The organism is Bacillota bacterium, assembly GCA_040757085.1.
In the GTDB taxonomy this organism is placed as follows: domain Bacteria; phylum Bacillota; class Sulfobacillia; order JACIYH01; family JACIYH01; genus JACIYH01.
Window position 1 is genome coordinate 172403 of the sequence record JBFLXJ010000002.1, and the last position, 17331, is coordinate 189733.

At 65.5% G+C, this 17331-nt stretch carries 11 protein-coding genes and 1 pseudogene; 4 read left to right on the forward strand and 8 right to left on the reverse strand.

All coding sequences use genetic code 11. The features are described from left to right. Positions 1-291: 291 nt before the first annotated feature. The 6 genes from AB1446_01115 to AB1446_01140 all read right to left on the reverse strand — a co-directional run bounded on the left by AB1446_01115 (position 292) and on the right by AB1446_01140 (position 8392). Positions 292-1530 carry an NlpC/P60 family protein gene (locus AB1446_01115; GenBank protein ID MEW6545504.1) on the reverse strand — a complete coding sequence of 413 codons (1239 nt, stop codon included), beginning with the start codon at positions 1528-1530 and terminating at the stop codon, positions 292-294. Positions 1531-1556: 26 nt separating this feature from the next. Continuing rightward, positions 1557-2414, reverse strand: a complete 858-nt coding sequence (locus AB1446_01120) for an ABC transporter permease (GenBank protein ID MEW6545505.1) — start codon at positions 2412-2414, stop codon at positions 1557-1559. Between the two features lie 97 nt (positions 2415-2511). Then, positions 2512-3432 (reverse strand): ABC transporter permease, encoded by a 921-nt coding sequence (locus AB1446_01125; protein ID MEW6545506.1) that lies wholly within the window; start codon positions 3430-3432, stop codon positions 2512-2514. A 120-nt stretch (positions 3433-3552) separates the two neighbouring features. Beyond that, on the reverse strand, positions 3553-5157 hold the full coding sequence (locus tag AB1446_01130; GenBank protein ID MEW6545507.1) for an ABC transporter substrate-binding protein: 1605 nt from the start codon (positions 5155-5157) through the stop codon (positions 3553-3555). A gap of 280 nt (positions 5158-5437) precedes the next feature. Further along, on the reverse strand, positions 5438-7480 hold the full coding sequence (locus tag AB1446_01135) for a sigma 54-interacting transcriptional regulator (protein MEW6545508.1): 2043 nt from the start codon (positions 7478-7480) through the stop codon (positions 5438-5440). Positions 7481-7651: 171 nt separating this feature from the next. Next, entirely contained in the window at positions 7652-8392 is a 741-nt protein-coding gene (locus tag AB1446_01140; GenBank protein ID MEW6545509.1) for a hypothetical protein, read from the reverse strand. A 214-nt stretch (positions 8393-8606) separates the two neighbouring features. Here AB1446_01140 and AB1446_01145 point away from each other — a divergent pair, with 214 nt between their 5' ends. The 3 genes from AB1446_01145 to AB1446_01155 all read left to right on the forward strand — a co-directional run bounded on the left by AB1446_01145 (position 8607) and on the right by AB1446_01155 (position 13898). Beyond that, positions 8607-9794 (forward strand): MFS transporter, encoded by a 1188-nt coding sequence (locus AB1446_01145; GenBank protein ID MEW6545510.1) that lies wholly within the window; start codon positions 8607-8609, stop codon positions 9792-9794. A gap of 112 nt (positions 9795-9906) precedes the next feature. Further along, complete coding sequence (locus tag AB1446_01150) at positions 9907-11907, forward strand: FAD-dependent oxidoreductase (GenBank protein ID MEW6545511.1); 2001 nt, start codon at positions 9907-9909, stop codon at positions 11905-11907. A gap of 158 nt (positions 11908-12065) precedes the next feature. Next, positions 12066-13898, forward strand: a complete 1833-nt coding sequence (locus AB1446_01155; protein ID MEW6545512.1) for a sigma 54-interacting transcriptional regulator — start codon at positions 12066-12068, stop codon at positions 13896-13898. Positions 13899-13919: 21 nt separating this feature from the next. Here AB1446_01155 and AB1446_01160 read toward each other — a convergent pair whose 3' ends face one another. Continuing rightward, positions 13920-14756 carry an IS200/IS605 family accessory protein TnpB-related protein gene (locus AB1446_01160; GenBank protein MEW6545513.1) on the reverse strand — a complete coding sequence of 279 codons (837 nt, stop codon included), beginning with the start codon at positions 14754-14756 and terminating at the stop codon, positions 13920-13922. Continuing rightward, a pseudogene (locus AB1446_01165) lies at positions 14742-15355 on the reverse strand (IS607 family transposase). Before AB1446_01165 ends, AB1446_01160 begins: the two are co-directional and overlap by 15 nt. Positions 15356-16054: 699 nt before the next feature. Here AB1446_01165 and AB1446_01170 point away from each other — a divergent pair. Further along, positions 16055-17209, forward strand: a complete 1155-nt coding sequence (locus AB1446_01170) for an MFS transporter (protein MEW6545514.1) — start codon at positions 16055-16057, stop codon at positions 17207-17209. Positions 17210-17331: the final 122 nt, after the last annotated feature.

Genomic DNA, 17331 nt, shown 5'->3' on the forward strand with positions numbered 1-17331 from the left:
TGCCCAGGGATCGCGGTCGTCGGAAGCCGGAAAAGGCACGAATTGGGGCGGTTCCTGCTGGCACCCCCGCCCTGCGGCCCACTCGGTGCTCCAAATATCGAGAAGTCCTGTGTCATTGTTGAGACATGGCAGGCAACCCTGATCACCACCAGGAAAGGGGACCTGGCGCAGGTCCTTGGTGGACAGCCGGAAGACATCGTCCGCCAGCACCACCAGGTCAGATAGCCGCCCCGGCGCGAGCGGTGGCGTGCCCACTGGAGAAGCTATTTCGTCTTGCCAGCAAGAGAGCAATCAGGGCGAGGTTCGGAGGATGCGGCGGCCGCCCAGAAAGCGGCTGCCCAGATAGGCGCTGTACTCGGGATCGGTGGGGTCCAGGCTGTTGATGGCAACGCCTCCCGAACTGCTGTGGACAAACCGCCCGCCGCCCAAGTAGATGCCCACGTGGGATGGCCCCGGCTTGTAAGTGGTGAAGAAAACCAGGTCTCCCGGTACCAGCTTGCCGCGGTCCGCAACCGGCACCCCCGTCTCGTACTGCATGTCGGAGTCCCGGGGCAGGTGCCATCCGTTGACGCGGAAGGCAAACTGGGTGAGACCCGAGCAGTCGAAACCGTAGGCGGTGGTCCCTCCCCAGAGGTAGGGCAGGCCCAGGTAGTGGCAGGCAGTGGCTATCACCGCCCCGGCGTCCTTTTTCTCCGCAAAAACCTGGCCGTGCCCGGGTACCACGGTCACGTGGCTGCTCGCCAGAAACCCTTCCCCCCCGCCGGGAAGCCCTGCCCGTACCCACCCCCCCTTCTCCCCCAAGCAGGGAAGCTCGGTACCCTCCACCGCGCGCCGGGAGAACACCTCGCGGGCTTCCGGCGACGCTGAGGCTCGCACGGGAGCCAGAGGCACGGTTACCACCACCCGCCTTCCCGCCAGGAACTTCTCCACCGCGGCAGGACTTGCCAGCACCAGGGACTGGCCATCCACCCAGCCCAGGTAACCGTCCCACATCCTGACCCGATACCACCCCTGCGCCTGCTCCAGCACATCCACCACCATGCCCAGTACGGCCTGGGTCACAGTGTGCTTACCTTCCGCCTGCCCGGGGGCATCGCCCAGGTTAACCACCGGGAACCTCACGATGGCCCGCGTGTTCTCCCCCAGAGAGGGATCGGGCAGCACCACCACGGCGTCCGCCACCCGGCGCACCCCGGGCAGGCGGCCCAGCAGGGCAACCGCTTCGTCCTTCAACTGACGGGAACTGCTCTTACCCGTCAGAGTCACCTGGCCGCCCGCCACGGCGACGTCCACCTGCCACACCGTGGTCCGTTCGTCCAGCTGCTTCTCCCGGGCGAGTGAGTCGAGTGCCTCCCTGGTAGAGGCCAGTATCTGCTCATCGGGGACCCGGCTGAGAGGCAGGCCGCTGCATCCGGGGGAAAAGGCACACCCCGATCCCGCAAAGGAGAGGAACAGGCCGAAGGCGAAGAACACGCCCGCCAGCAGGGGACGCCAGACGATGCCGCCAGCGCCACACATTCCCGCGTCCACCTGATCGCCACCACCTTTTGTCGGCTCTACGTCTTCATGCGGGGATCCAGGGCGTCCCGCAACCCATCACCGAAGAGGTTAAAGGCAAACACCGTCAGCATGATGACGACGCCAGGCCATATCGAGAAGAGGGGATGGGTTCGCAGGTAAGCCCGGGCGTCGTAGATCATACTTCCCCAACTGGCCGTGGGCGGTTGCGCCCCCAGGCCCAGAAACGAGAGGCTGGCTTCGCCCATGATGGCCCCCGGGATACCCAGGGTGATGGACACGATGACGGGGGCCAGGCACCCGGGTAGAATATGCCGGAACATGATGCGCAGGTCACTCACCGCCTGGGCGCGGGCGGCTTCCACGTACTCGGTCTCCTTGAGCGCCAGCACCTGTCCCCGCACCAGACGAGCCATCCCGGCCCATCCCACCACGGATAACGCTATATAGATATTCAGCAGCCCGGGGCCGAGGGCAAACATGATCCCAATGCAAAAGAGCAGATCGGGAAAGGCGAAGAGGATGTCGCACACGCGCATCACCAGGTTATCGAACCAGCCTCCGTAATACCCCGCCAGCAGGCCGGCGGTGACTCCGATTACGGTGACGATGAACTCCGATACCAGCCCCACGGCCAGGGATATGCGCGAGCCATAGACGATGCGTGATAGGATGTCCCGCCCGAACTGGTCCGCCCCCAGGACGTACGTCCCGGTGCGGCTGATGACGGACGGGGCACCCGGAGGTGCCAGCCGGCAGGTGAGATCCTGTTCGTATGGATCGGCGGGGGCGATAACAGGGGCCAGGATGGCCACCAGGACCAGGATCACGATGTACGCCAGCCCCGCCATGGCGGGACGGTTACGACGCAAACGTCGCCATGCGTCGGCCGCCAAAGTGCGGCCTTCCCGGGCCGACCGGCTTCCCCGAGGCAATAACGTGGTTCCCTGGGCGGTAGATGGGCTTTCCCGGGGCAATGCTGCTCCCTCCCCTCTAGCGCAACCTGATGCGGGGATCGACATAGGCGTAAGAGAGGTCCACCGCCAGGTTGCTCATGATGTACACGAAGGCTGTGAACAGCACCGTCCCCTGGAGGAGGGGGAAGTCCCGGTTGTTGAGGGCCGTCACCGCCAGGCGCCCCAGACCCGGGATGCCAAAGATAGTTTCGGTGAGGATGGACCCCGTGAGCAACCCGCCGATCTGCAGGCCCACCACCGTGATGACCGGGATGAGCGCGTTCTTGAGGGCGTGCTTGAATATGACCACCCGCTCGGCCAGCCCCTTGGCCCGGGCCGTGCGGACGTAGTCCTGCCTGATCACCTCCAGCAGGCTGGAGCGGGTGAGCCGGGCGATGGAGGCGGCGAACCGGGACCCCAGCACCAGGGCGGGCAGTACCATCTCCTTCCAGGTGGCATATCCGGAAATGGGCAGGATACCGAGGCGAAGGCCGAACACATACTGCGCCACCAGGGCCACCCAGAATATGGGCGCAGAGATGCCGCTCAGGGCCAGGATCATGCTGCCATGGTCGATGACGGAGTATTGCTTCACCGCCGAGACGATGCCCACCGTCAACCCGATGGCGATGGCCACCAGCATGGCGCTGATCGACACCTTGACGGTCACCGGGAAGCTGGTGAGGATGAGGCGAGTAACCGGCTGGCGGAAGCGGTAAGACTCCCCCAGGTCGCCCCGGGCCGCGTTGGCCACGAACCGGAAGAACTGCACGTAAAGAGGGTCGTTGAGACCCAATTGCGCGCGTACCTTTTCCACCACGACCGGGTCCGCCCGCTTGCCCAGCATGTTCAGCACCGGGTCCCCGGGGACCACGTTCATCAGGATGAAAGTTATCACGGAAATGCCCAGCAAGACCGGAATGGCCAGCAACAGCCGGCGCACGCTGTAAACAAGCATCCTTTCACCTCTCAGGCCAATGGGCGGGAATGATAAGGGGGGTGTCCGGCCACGAGGACCCTGCCCCGGGGCGGCAGGACATCACCCCGGGCCTGTGCCGGACTCCCCCCAACCATGCCTCTACTTGGGTGCCGGTTCCTTCTGGACCATCTTGTAACTGTTCACACCGGTGGGGTGCATGATAATGCCCTTCACGTTCTTTTGCACGGCGAGGTAGTCCTTCTTGTGGAACAGCGGCACGATGGCAGCATCGTCCCCCACGATGATCTTCTCCGCCTCCTGGTACAGCTGAGCCCGCCGGGCAGGATCGGTGGTGATGCGTGCTTCATCCAGAAGCGCGGTTACCCTGGGGTTGTCGTAGTTGGTGGACATGTACCTGGACTGGCTGGGATGGAAGTAGGTATACAGGTAGTTGTCGGGGTCCGGGATATCCGCCCACCAGTTACCGTAGTTGGCCGGTACCTTGCCCTGGGCCCGCGCCTCACCGAAAGCGGCCCGGTCTATGATCTGCACTTCCAGGTCGATCCCGATTTCTTTCAGCATGGCTTGGATGGCAATGTTGGTATCAGCCACCTGGGTGCCGCCCCGCTGCCAGGTGACTGCTTTGATCTTCTTAAGCCCGGCCTCCTCGAGGATCTTCTTCGCCTCGGCGGGGTTGTAGTCATACGCCGGGCCCTGGCCGGCAGGGTATGCACCCGGTATGCCGGGCGTGACGAATGCCTTTGCCACCGTGGCACGTCCGCCCAGGATGCTGTCGATGATCTTCTGCTTGTCGATGGCCATGGCGATGGCCTTACGCACGCGCACGTCGGTGTAAGGCTTTTCCTTCATGTTGAACACGAAGTAGTACGTGTTGAGTGGCGTACTCTCCAGGATGGTGTACTGCCCGGACTTGGTGATACGCTCGAATTCGTTGGTGGGAATGGAGGTGACATCGAAGGTGCCCTTTTCGAACTCCATGAGTCCGGTGGCCTCATCGGGAACGATGCGGTACTCAATACCGTCCAGGTACGGCAGCCCTTTCTCGAAATAGTAGGGGTTCTTTTCCAGCACGATGGACGTGGAAGGAGTGTACTCCTTGAGCTTGAACGGCCCGGTACCGACGGGCTTACGCCCCCATTCTTCGCCGGCCGCCTTGCACAGCTCGGCCGGGTATATCGAGGCAGAGGGCACGGCCAGATTGTGCAAGAAGGGTGCGTAGGGCTTCTCAAGGGTGATTTCGAATTCGTAGTCGTTGATGATCTTAAACCCCTTCAGCTCCGCGGCCTTGCCCTCCACCATATCCTTTGCGCCCAAGATGGGCTCGTACAGCCAGGTGCTCAGGCCCTTCCCGTTAGGATCCAGCATGCGTTCGAAGGTGAACTTCACGTCCTTGCTGGTCAGCTCTGTCTTGCCGTCGTGACAGAGTATCCCTTGCTTCAGCTTGAAGGTATAAACCTTGCCATCAGCCGAGATGGTCGGCATTGACTCCAGGAGCTCTGGCTCGAGTTCCAGGGTCTCCCCCTTGTACCGGACCAGGGTATTGAACAGTTCCCGGGCGAGACCGTACACGGCCAGGGTGGTATCTTGCTGCACATCCAGCGTTCCGGGATCATCGGTGAACCAGTCGTGCAGTATGACCGGTTCCCTGGCCGGCTCCTGCACCTTGCGGGCACAACCCACCGCGACCAGCACCACTGCCAGCGACAGCACCACAACTGCAAGCAATGGATGCCTGATTCTCAAACCATGCACCCCCCTATCTTGTGCTGACATGCACCGGACTCAGCGCAGTACTGCAACCCGTATGCCCGTTCCCACCCCCGGAAGGATCCAACGCAACAACCGTGCCACATCGGCCCCGACCGAAAAAGTGCTCAGCGGACAACCTGACCCCGCCTCCGCACAACAAAAAGGGCGACGCCCAATAACCCGTCACCCAATTCCCGACCCATTTGCGGTCGCCCCCGCATCCGGACCGGGTGTCCCGCCTTATAAGAGCACCTGTGTGCAGCAGGTCCCTCGGCTACGAGCCGGCACGGCCCTGGCGGCGGAGGAATTCCCGTCCCAGGCTGGTGATGCTGGTTCCCGCCCTACCCCTCTTCACCAGGATCATGCCCGCCAGTTGCAGGCGCTTGAGAACCTGGCGCAATTCGTGCTCCGTCAAACCGTTGAGCTTCCTCGCCAGGCTGCGCCTGCCCACCGACACCCCCCTGTCGGCTGCCCGCTCTATCTCTCTCAGCACCGCCACCAGCGGGTCGGGCGCCTGTCCACCAGCTTGGAGCATCGCGTTGTTCGTGCTCTGGCGGCATGCGTACTCGCGCACGGCCTCGGGCAGGTCGTCCAGGGTGGCCTCTCCCCGGACCACGCTGATCAGGTACTCGATGCAGTTTTCCAGCTCCCTCACGTTGCCCGGCCAGGAGTAGGACTGCAGTGCCGCGCACACCTCCGGAGAAAGGACAATGGCCGATTGCCGCATGCGCAGGAAAAAGCGGGCCAGGGGGAGGATGTCCTCGGCGCGTTCCCGCAGGGGCGGGATGTGGAGGGGCAACACGTTCAGCCTGTAATAAAGGTCAGCCCGAAATGCCCCCTGCTCCACCAGCCCCTTCAGATTCCGGTTGGTGGCGGCTATTACCCGCACGTCGACCGGGATCACACGCGTGCCCCCCACCCGCACAACCTCTTTTTCCTGTAGTACGCGCAGGATGCGGGCCTGCACGCTCGGCGGCATGTCCGCGATTTCGTCCAGGAAGATGGTGCCCCGGTGGGCCTGCTCGAAGTAACCGGCCTTGCCGCCCTTGCGGGCCCCCGTGAACGCCCCCTCCTCGTATCCGAACAGTTCGCTTTCGAGCAATGTCTCTGGCAGAGCGGCGCAGTTCACCGCCACAAAGGGGTACGCCTTCCGGGGCGAGGCGTTGTGTATGGCATGGGCGAACAACTCTTTGCCCGTCCCGGTTTCACCGTGGATGAGTACGGCACAGGAATTGCAGCTGAAGCTTTCCGCCCGCGCCACCGCAGCACGGATAGCCCTGCTCACCCCCTGGATCTGGGCAAAGGTGTACTTCGCCACGTGGCCCTTGCCCCGCAACTGCGCGCGCAGCTTCCCTTCCAGTTGCTCTATCTCGTCGGCCTCCCGTATCCGCAACACGCCACCGGCGGGTTCGCCGTCCCGGGTCACGGGGATGTGGGTTACCACCACCCGGCGCGATCCCAGGGGCCACACCTCATCCCTGATGCCGTCGGCACCCTGCAGGGAAGACACGTCGGCCAGGGCGGGAAGGACTTCGGTCACAGGACGCCCCATCACGGTCCAGGCCGGACGCCCCAGGATCTCCTCGGCCTTGCGGTTGAACACGTTAACCCGGTGCTGGAGGTCGAATCCGACCACGCCCTCCCCCACCACGTCCAGCAGCCCCTCCATCTGGCTGCGCATCTCGGCCATACGCCCCAGCACGAACCACAGGCCCGGGCTGCGGGGGATGATCCCCAGCATGTAATCTGATATCAGGCGGTTTGCTCGAACATCGAACATGCCAAACTTGCTGAGAACGTCAACGAAAGTGGTGGCATCGATCACCCGATACCCGATGTCGATGACCTTCTTCACATTGGGGGGCACCAGGTGGGGCTCACCAGGGGTGATGGCAATGTCCAGTGCAGGAACGTCATCGAGTTCGGGCGACACCGGCACCAGGTCAAGGTGCTTCGCTCCCAGCTCATATATGAGCGAAATCACGCTGGCTGCCGAGCCTTGGTCATCGTTCACCAGCATGGCCCTGGTCCGCGGGGGCAGCGCCATGAGTTTTTCCCAGCTTTCCCGGCGCAGCGTCCGCCTCATAACCAGGATGTCGGTGCCAGGCTCCGTGTACCGCGATACGTCCTGGGCCAGAGAAGACGAAGACACCAGCACGAGGGGGTAGTCCCCGAAAGAGGAAAGTCCTTCCTGCAAACAGAAGGAGTCGATCCGCAGCCGGCCTCCTAAGGGGTTCAGGACCTCACGCATGTGAGAAACCAGGAAATTGCTGGTCCGCCGCGAGGCCGCCGCCACCGCTATCCGGGGTTCCCCCATCGTCCAACCACCCCGACCGATCTTTCCAGCCCAGAATTCGACTCCGGCGGCCCGTTACCCTCCGGTCCCCGGCCGCAGGCGCCGGTCCCAACCCTCAAACAGTAAAGATGGGAGGGGCACCTCGCGTGCCCCTCCCGGTCCCCAGCATGGCTTTCCGCTATCCCTTGCCAGCTAGAAGCCCTGGCTCGCCTGAGGTTCCTGGGATGGCTGGGGCGCCCGCGGCCCCTGGCCACCCCGCTGCCACCGGGCGCCGGGGCCGCCGCAACCCGGACACCCCGTGCAATCCCGCACGTAGTCCAGCACCTGGGGCAGGCGGGCCTGGAAGGCCGCCATCGCCTCGTCGGCCCTCTCCTGGGTGATCCTGCCCGTTGCCACAGCCTCATCCAGCCGTGCCTTCACCTTTCCCGTGAGGAAGTCGACGACTTCCTGCCGGGTCTTGCCCCGCTCTTGCGCTATCTGAGCTACCGACTTGCCGCCCCGCAGGGCACTCCAGAAGTCCTCCGGGGTCATCCCCAGGAACTCGGCCAGTTGGTCGAGCGCCCAACGACCTGCCTGCAGGTGTATCCCCATTGCCCACCGGCCCTTACCAGCTGCAGCCCGACCGGCCCGGAAACCCGGGTTGCCCTGCTCGATCTGCTGCCGGATGCGGTCAGCCTGCTCGGGGGTCAGCTTCCCCTGAGCCTGAGCCTCGTCCACCACCTGGGTAGCCGCTCGCTGCCACGCCTGACGGAACTGCTCGGGGGTCACGCCCAGCTCCGTACAGACGCGATCCCGGACCTGCAACCGCGGTTGGTCCAGGCCGGACCCATCGCGGGCCCGCATCCGCTGGCCGCCCACCCCGGAAGCCAGCACCGGCGAAGCTGCCAGTGCCAGCACCAGCGCGCCGGCGATCACCCACATCCACCTGCGCAAACCGATCAACCTCCTTCTCCCGCTCCTGCCGCTATGATACCCCCCAACCGTGAAGGTTTTGTGAAGAGAGACCGGGCAGTGCCGCGCCACGAACAGGAACCGCCCCGAACAGCAACAAAGTTACGGGTGGGCCACGGCAGGGAAGTGCCGGGGCCGGGGCGAACGAGTAGGCGTGCGCACAGCATCTGGATACCCGGGAGGCAACGTACCCGTCATGGCCGTCACCACAGCGCTCAACGTGGGGGCCATGACGCTCTGGAGTCCCATCCTTCCCCTGATCTTGCGCGACCTGGGGGCATCGGACTTTCAGGTCAGCCTGTCGGTGGCCATATGGACGGCGGTAGCGGCATTCTTCCAGTACCAGGGGGGAATCTGGACCGACCGATTGGGCCGCCACCCAACCATCGTCTACCCCACCTACCTGTGTGCCGTGTCCATCGCGGCGGCCGCCTTAATGCCCTCCTGGAGGGCCTTCGTGGCGGTCTACGTCTTGTGGTACGTAGCGAACGCCATCCAAGGACCCGTGTTCTCAGCGATAATCGGTGAGGCCGTCCCCCCCGAGCGGCAGGGACATGCCTTCGGGGTAGTGGAGTTCGCAGTCGGGGTGGGTGTGGTGGTCGGTCCCCTGGTGGGCGCCTACCTGCTTCCCATCGTGCGGGCGCAGGGCCTGCTCCTCATCACGGGGGCGGTCTTCCTGTGCACTGCCATCACCAGGCACGCGTTGCTCCAGGAGACCAAACCCGCTGCGGCGGGCTCACTGCACTTTCGCTTCACCCAGGTGTTCTCCGGACGGCTGGCCGTAGTGCTCCTCATTTCGGCGGCCTACCACCTGGTACTGAGCACCACCATGTGGGGTCCCTTCCTGGCCCTGCACGCCAGCGACGCCATGGGGCTGAGCAAATCCCAGATAAACTTGTTCTACGCGGCGGGGTCAGCGGTCTCAGCGGTATCGAGTCTGCTTGCCGGCCGGGCAGTGGCCAGGTGGGGCTGCTACCGGGTGCTCTCCTGGGCCACCCTGAGCCTGGGCGCCATTGTGCTGCTCTGGTCACTTCAGAGGCACCTCGTGGCCATCGTGGCCGGCATGCTGGCGATCGCAGCCGCCTTCCAGTTTTCGATGGTGGCCAGTGACACCTTCCGGGTTATCGCGCTGCCCGACTCCATCCGGGGCAGGGCCCTGGGCGCTATCGGCACCGTCAGCAGCCTGACGGCTGCCCTAGCCGTCCCCGTGGCCGGGTACTTGCGCCTGATCTTCCCCCTCGCCCCGTTCCTGCTGGCTGGCGGGACGGCCCTGGTGCTGTTCTTCGCAACGCAGGTTCTCTCTGCCCGTCACGCCCAGTCCGCCTCCGCCGCCGGCGATCCGCACTCCCCGGCGGCAGGCGACCCCAATTCCCTCCACGGCTAGCGACCCCGGCTCCCTCCCGGCCGGCGATCCCGGCCACCAGGCATGAGGCGCTCCCAGTCAGGACACCAATACTGGGGAGAACAAGAACAGCCCCTGCGGGGAGGGAGCGCCAGTGCCTACCAGTCACTATCCCAATCTGTTTCAGCCGGGTCGTATCGGGAAGGTCACCGTGCGGAACCGCCTGGTGATGCCGCCCATGGCCACCAACTATGCGGGCGAGGACGGCGAAGTCACGGACCGCATGATCCGCTACTACGAGGAACGCGCCAAAGGCGGCACGGGCATGATCATCGTGGAGAACGCCCAGGTCGACTACCCGGCGGGCAAGAATGTGGTCCGCCAGCACCGCATCGACAACGACAAGTTCATCCCCGGACTGCGCCTTCTGGCCACGGCCATCAAGCGTCACGGGGCGGTGGCCCTCCAGCAGATCCACCACGCGGGCAGACAGACCACCCCCGCCATCACCGAGGGACATGTGCCGGTCGCACCATCCCCGGTCCCGTGCAGGTACCTGGGCGTCCAGCCCCGGGAACTGACCATCGGGGAGATCGAGTCCCTCATCAACAAGTTCGCGGAGGCCACCGCGCGTGCCAGGCTGGCCGGGTTCGACGGCGTGGAACTTCACGGTGCCCACGGCTACCTGATCGGCCAGTTCATCTCGCCGTACACGAACAAGCGCATCGACCAGTACGGGGGTACACTAGAGGGTCGCATGCGCTTCCCCCTGGAGATCGTCCGCCGCGCCCGCGAGAAGGTGGGGGACGACTTCATCATCGGCTTCCGGCTCAGCGCCGACGAGTTCGTGGAAGGTGGCCTCACGTTAGAAGAAGCCAAGAGGGTGGCGGCGATGCTGGAACAGGCGGGGGTGGACGTCCTGCACGTATCCGCCGGCATCTACGAAAGCATGGACCGCGTCCTGGAGCCCATGTCCTATCCTGAGGGCTGGCGCGTCTACCTGGCAGAGGCCATCAAGCAGGTGGTGAGGATTCCGGTAATCACCGTGGGCGTCATCCGCACGCCCGAGATGGCGGACCGCATCATCGCCGAGGGCAAGGCCGACTTCGTGGCGGTGGGCCGCGGCCTCATCACCGACGCCGAGTTCGCCCTCAAGGCAGCAACCGGCCATACCGACCGCATCAACCGGTGCATCAGTTGCAACGTCGGTTGCGTGGGTAACGGGATATTCGCCTCCAGCATCATGCGCTGTACGGTCAACCCCGCCGTGGGGATGGAAGAACTGCTGGGCACCATCCCGCCCGCCCCCCACCGGGTGAAGGTGGTGGTGGTGGGAGGCGGCCCCGCCGGCATGGAGGCGGCCCGCATCGCCGCTATGCGCGGCCACGACGTGGTGCTCTTCGAGAAGTCCGGCCGCCTGGGTGGCCAGATGCTCCTGGCCGCGCTTCCTCCTCATAAAGACAAGATCAACTGGTTCACCGATTTCCTCATCAGGGAACTCTCCCTGTTCCGGGTGCGGGTGATGACGGGCCGGCAGGTCTCGGCGGAGGATGTCCTGCGCGAACAACCCGCCGCCGCGATCATCGCCACCGGCGCCGTCCCCGCCAGTCCGGACATCCCCGGGGTGGACGGACCCCGCGTGGCCCAGGCCTGGGACGTCCTGGCCGGTACCCGGCAGGTCGACGGCCAGAAAGTGGTGATCGTCGGAGGCGGCCAGGTGGGTTGCGAGACCGCCGAGTTCCTGGGCGGACGCGGCAAGCAGGTCACCATCCTGGAGATGCTGGAGGACCTGGCCCTGGACATGGAACCCATCACCCGCCTGGACCTGCTGGGCCGGTTCAAGCGCCTGGGCATCACCGGCCTGACCGGGGTCACGGTGACCGCAATCTCCGACAGCACCGTACACACCGTCGACCGCCACATGCAGACCCGGTCGTTCCCGGCCGATACCGTGGTGCTGGCGGTGGGGGCCACTCCGGTGAACGACCTCGCCCTCGACCTGGCCGGGCGTGTCGGAGAAGTCTACGTGGTGGGAGACGCCGTACGCCCGCGCCGCATCATGGAGGCCGCCCAGGAAGGAGCACTGGCCGCCTACTCCATCGCCGAAGCCCACAAGTGGCTCAGCCCTCTCTCCCCTGCCCACGCCACCGTATAGCCTGGCTCCCGACCGTACGCGGTGCCCCGGCGCTGGAGGGATCCCTTCGGTCCCGGGAAGGATGGTCTGCTGGATACGCCGAAGTAACTACTGCGCTCAAGCGACGCGTACCACCGGCTCCTGCACTACGCGGCCGGAGCCGCCGGGCGAGGTTGCCTATGTCGGATTTGATGTCCATCCAGGCCACGGCCCAGCAGGTGGCGGAGGCGGTCTCTGCCGCCCTGGGTGTGGAAACCGAAATCGTGGATGACGAACTGACTGTGGTGGCCGGGACCGGTAAGTACCGCCAGCGCATCGGCACCAAGGAGGAAGGCGGCGACCCGTCGGCCGGGTTCCTGTACGGCCGGGTCCTGCGCACCGGGCAGTCCTTTGTGGTAGAAGACCCCGCTTCCGACCCCACCTACGACCCCCGCTCCCTCACCGGCGAAACCGAAGAGCAGGCCGAGATCTGCTGCCCCGTCGTGGTGGACGGCCGGGTGGTGGGAGTACTCGGACTTTCGGCCATGAACGCCGCCCAGCGGGAGATCCTGCTGGGGAAGCAGCGGGAGATGCTCCAGTTCCTGCACCGCATGGCCGAACTGCTGGCCAGCAAGGTCAGGGAGCACCAGGCCATCACCCGTTTGAGCATCACCTCGAGCCAGCTGGGCACCATCTTGGAGAGCATCGGGGAAGGAGTCCTGGCCATCGACGAAGGGGGATTCATATCCCACTGCAACCGCTCTGCGGAAGTCCTCATCGGGCTGCCGCGACGGGAACTGCTGGGTAGGCACCTGTCGGCCCTGTGGCCGGATTCTCCCATGCTCACGGTGCTGGCCACGGGGCAGGGATACCGGGAACGCGAAGAGATGTACCAGCGGCCCCGGCCAGGCCACTTCCTGGTCACCGCCTTCCCCGTGCGCGTGGAGGGCGCCGTCAAGGGAGTGGTGGCCACTTTCCGGGCGTTCTCCGAGGTGCGCCGCCTCGTGCGCAGCATGACCGATACGCGCCCCGTTTGCACCTTCGCGGACATCAAGGGGACCAGTCCCGCCATCCTGCGAGTCAAGGAGCAGGCCATGCAGGTGGCGGCCAGCGACGTCACCGTCCTCATCTGCGGTGAAAGCGGCACCGGCAAGGAGATGTTTGCCCGCGCCATCCACGCCGCCAGCCCCCGGGCGGCCGGCCCGTTCGTGGTCATCAACTGCGGCGCCATCCCCGAAACCCTGCTGGAAAGCGAGCTCTTCGGCTACGAGGGCGGGGCATTTACCGGAGCGCGGCGCGAGGGCAAGCCGGGCAAGTTCGAGCTGGCCAGCGGTGGCACCATCTTCCTGGACGAGATAGGCGATATGCCCCTGCATCTGCAGGTGAAGCTCCTGCGCGTCCTGCAGGACCACGTGGTGGAACGCGTGGGCGGAACCCGTCCCATACCCGTGGACGTGCGGGTGATCGCGGCCAGCAACCGCGACCTGGAGCAAATGATGCACGACCACGAGTTCCGCGAGGACCTCTACTTCCGCCTGAGCGTCATCCCCCTGCAGATCCCACCCCTCCGCGAGCGGCGGGAAGACATCCCCCTGCTGGCCGAGTACTTCCTGGACAACCAGCGTCACCTGGTGCCAAAGGAAGTGAGCGGCTTCAGCCGGGCCGTCCTGGAAGCCTTCCTGGCATATGACTGGCCGGGCAACGTGCGGGAACTGCAGAACACCGTGGAATACGCCGTCCACCTGGCGAAGGGGCCCACCATCACCCTGGATAGCCTGCCGCCGCGCCTGCGCCGTCACACGACGGCGCCCGGCGGTGGTACGCTGCGCGAGCAAGTGCGCCGTTTCGAGGCCAGCCTCATCCAAGCCTGCCTGGCCCGCTACGGGTCGGGAAGCAGGGCGGTGGACCAAGCCGCCCGCGAACTGGGAATCAGCCGGGCAAGCCTCTACCGCAAACTCCGAACCACGCCACACAGCTCCCGGCGCCACGCCGGTGCACCCCCGGCACGGCAATTACCGTTCCTAGAAACGTAAGCCTTGCTACGTAATCCATGCTTACGACGCCGGGCGAACAGTGCTCCCGGCGATTCGCTCCGGGGGATCGCACCCCGGGACCCAAGCCAGACCATCTCGCCCCGGGCCGCGCGGGCTTGCACCCGCCGGTGCCGGCGCGGATAGGGGTTCCCCCCTGCCTGGGCCTCCCTCGGAGGGACGCTGGTATAAGGCGTGCGTCTGCTTTCGCCCACGCACGCTGGGGAGAACCCGGCTCCAGTCGCTCCAGACGTGCCGCCCGCGATTCCTTGCAGGTAGCGGGCGGACGTTTCCGGACCGCAGCCGCTCCCCAAACTTCAGGCCCCGCCGGGCAATCGCCACTGCCGCTGCCCCGTGCGGCGAAAGCCCGTACCGGGCCAGAAACTTGACCTTCCCAATCACACTCGTGTAGGCCGGATTCACCGCGATGACCTCCACGCCCTCCCGGGCCGCCCGGGACACCAGCAGGGCGTGAAAGGCGGCATACGCAAAGTGCGACAGCTTGCGGGCGTGCCGGTCCGACACTTCCCGCAGCCGCGCTTTCTTCGCCCGGAAGTCCAGCCGCTCCACCACCACTGGCTTGCCGGCCCCCCGGGCCCAGGCGACGACATCTACCACCGCATCCCCCAGGGTGGCCAGCACCTGTTCCTTCCGCCGGCCCTCCAGTCGGATGTGCAGGTCCCTGGCGGCTACCGGGTTGCCGAACCGGTCCACCTCGCCCACCGCCACCCGGTCCGCGTTCAGGTCCACCCCCAGGGCACCGGCCTGCCGGCGGGTCACCCGCTCCGCCGCCGGCCGCTCCGTGGTGGCGAAAAGGTACCAGGTGCCTGCACCCGCCACCACCGCCTTCACTGCCGACACCAGTTCCCGGGCCTTCTTGTGGCTCCAAGACCGTACAGCTTGCCCGCAAAGCTGGCCACAATCGCCAGCAGGTCATCCACCAGCTCTTCCTGTAGGGGCTTCCGGTCTTCCTGCCCTTCCACCACATGGAGGCGGACGCCGTGGCTGGCGAAGTACCGGGCCAGAAAACCGAACCCAAACCGCGTCAGCCGGTCCTCGTACGTCACCGCCACGTCGGTGATCTCGCCCCGCCTCGCCAGTTCCATGAGCCGCAAGAGGCCCTTGCGCCGGTCGGAGAGGCCGGAGGCCACGTCGGTAACCGCGATGATCCGGTCAAATCCCTGCCCGGCCATCACCGTCCGGATGTGGGCCACCTGGCGATCCAGATCCCCCTTGGCCTTCTGCTCGTGAGAGGACACGCGCCCGTAAATGGCGAGGACCCGCTGCCGGTTTCCCTGGACCTCGCCCCGGAGGCGGCGGATCTCGGATTCCGGGACCCGCCGCTTGCCGCCCGGCGTGCGCAAGACCCGGATTTTGCCCTGCTGTTCCCAGCGGCGGATGGTGTCGGGGTGGACACCGAGGAGAGCCGCTGCCCGTTCGATGCCGTAGAGCTGGTCAATGCTTCCAGTCTAGCGAACGTGAGTTTTCCTGTCAATCAGGACAAATACCAATGAACACCTATGAAATGGTTAAACTGCTGACAACCCCGCCAGCGCACCCATCAGCATCCCGAGGGCGGCGGTAATGGACACCACGACCCTGGATCATCGGGAAGTCCCGCGCCGGACGGGACAGCAGGGAATCGAAACCAGCGCGATGATGTCGATCCCGGCCTGCTCCGCGCAGCATGCGGGGTCGAAAGTGCTAGGTCCGTACGGATTGCCTACCACCAGGGTCCGCCCTCCTTGCCCTTTTTCCCTGCCGGCGCGGGGCCGCGGGAGCATCCAGCTGCTCCCACCCCAAACAATTCTGGGTGGCCCCAGAATCGTGCTACCCCATCAGCACAGTCTGACCGCCCAGTCTGACGTCTGACCCCTTGACGGATGCCTGCGGCCATGGTAAGGTTTTGACGTAACGGTCGTTACACGATACGCGGGGGAGGCTACCCGTGCAGGAGAGTCGGTTGTTGCTCGGCCACTAGACCCCGCCCGACCCGTCCCCCTACCGGGTGGCCGTTTGGCGGCAGCTCAAGGAACCCGGGCAGTGCACCTTCAAAGATCGGCGTGCATACCTCCCGACACCCCCAAGCCGCCGCTGTTCGCTGCCCGTACGGGGCGCCGCAGCCGCGCAGGGTATTCTACAGAAAAGGGGTCCGACTGATGTTCAACATAATCATAATGGGCCTGACCAGCCTGCTCACGGACATCTCTACCGAGATGGTGTACCCGTTGCTCCCCCTCTTCCTCACCAGTACCCTGGGGGCGACCCCGGCCATCGTGGGCATCATCGAAGGCATGGCCGAGAGCCTGGCCAGCCTGCTCAAGGTCTTTTCCGGTGCCATATCCGACCGCTTCGGCCGACGCAAGCCCCTGGCCATCGCCGGGTATGGCTTCTCGGTGGTGGGCAAGCTGTTCCTGGTCATAGCCACCTCCTGGACGGGTGTACTGGTGGGCCGTCTGGCCGACCGCTTTGGCAAGGGAGTCCGCACCGCCCCCCGCGACGCCATCATCGCAGAATCAGCGCGAGAGGGAGCACGCGGAGCCGCATTCGGCCTCCACCGTCTCATGGACACCCTTGGTGCCGTCCTGGGCGTGGTTCTGGCCTACTACTTCCTGACCGGCTACCACGGGGACTACCGCATGGTCTTCATTTACTCAATCATCCCGGCTGCCCTGGGCGTGGCCTGCCTCTTCCTGGTGCGCGAAAGGGGAGCAGCAGCAGCGGCACGCCGCCAGGTTTCCTTCCAGTGGGGTGCCCTGGATCCCCGCCTGCGCGCTTTCCTGGTAGTCACCTTCCTGTTCACCCTGGGGAACTCGTCCAACCAGTTCCTCCTCCTGCGGGCGCGCAACCTGGGATTCGCACCCGAGAAGGTCCTCCTCCTGTACCTGCTGTACAACCTGGTCTACGCGCTGGTGTCTTACCCGGCCGGGAAGCTCTCGGACCGCATCGGCAGGCGCACCCTGCTCGTCCTGGGCTATCTGGCTTACGGTCTGGTCTACCTGGGATTCGCCGTAGTCCGGGATCCCGGCTCCCTGTGGTGGCTGTTCGCGGCATACGGCATCTACATCGGGTTCACGGAGGGCGTGGAAAAGGCCCTGGTGGCCGACATCGCCCCTGCCCACCAGAAAGCCACCCTGATCGGATTACACGCCACCCTGGTGGGGATCGGCCTGCTGCCCGCCTCCGCCCTGGCCGGCCTGCTGTGGAACCTGTTGGGCGCCGCAGCTCCCTTCTATTTCGGCGGTGCCATGGGCTGCCTGGCCTCTCTCGGGTTATGGCATGTCCTCCGCACGCGCGCCCCGGGTGCACCCTAGTCGCCACCTGGGCTCGCACCCGGCCGCCACCCCATCGATCTGCTAAGGCTTCTTCACCATGCCTTTGAGGCGCGCGAGAGCCCTACCGTATCCCTCATCCCTCGCAGCCCAGTTCTGAAGCC

Coding starts and splice junctions, on each gene's coding strand:
- AB1446_01125 (MEW6545506.1), bottom strand. CDS start 3,432: ATGCTTGTTTACAGCGTGCGCCGGCTGTTGCTGGCCATTCCGGTCTTG.
- AB1446_01135 (MEW6545508.1), bottom strand. CDS start 7,480: ATGGGGGAACCCCGGATAGCGGTGGCGGCGGCCTCGCGGCGGACCAGC.
- AB1446_01145 (MEW6545510.1), top strand. CDS start 8,607: ATGGCCGTCACCACAGCGCTCAACGTGGGGGCCATGACGCTCTGGAGT.
- AB1446_01155 (MEW6545512.1), top strand. CDS start 12,066: ATGTCGGATTTGATGTCCATCCAGGCCACGGCCCAGCAGGTGGCGGAG.
- AB1446_01170 (MEW6545514.1), top strand. CDS start 16,055: ATGTTCAACATAATCATAATGGGCCTGACCAGCCTGCTCACGGACATC.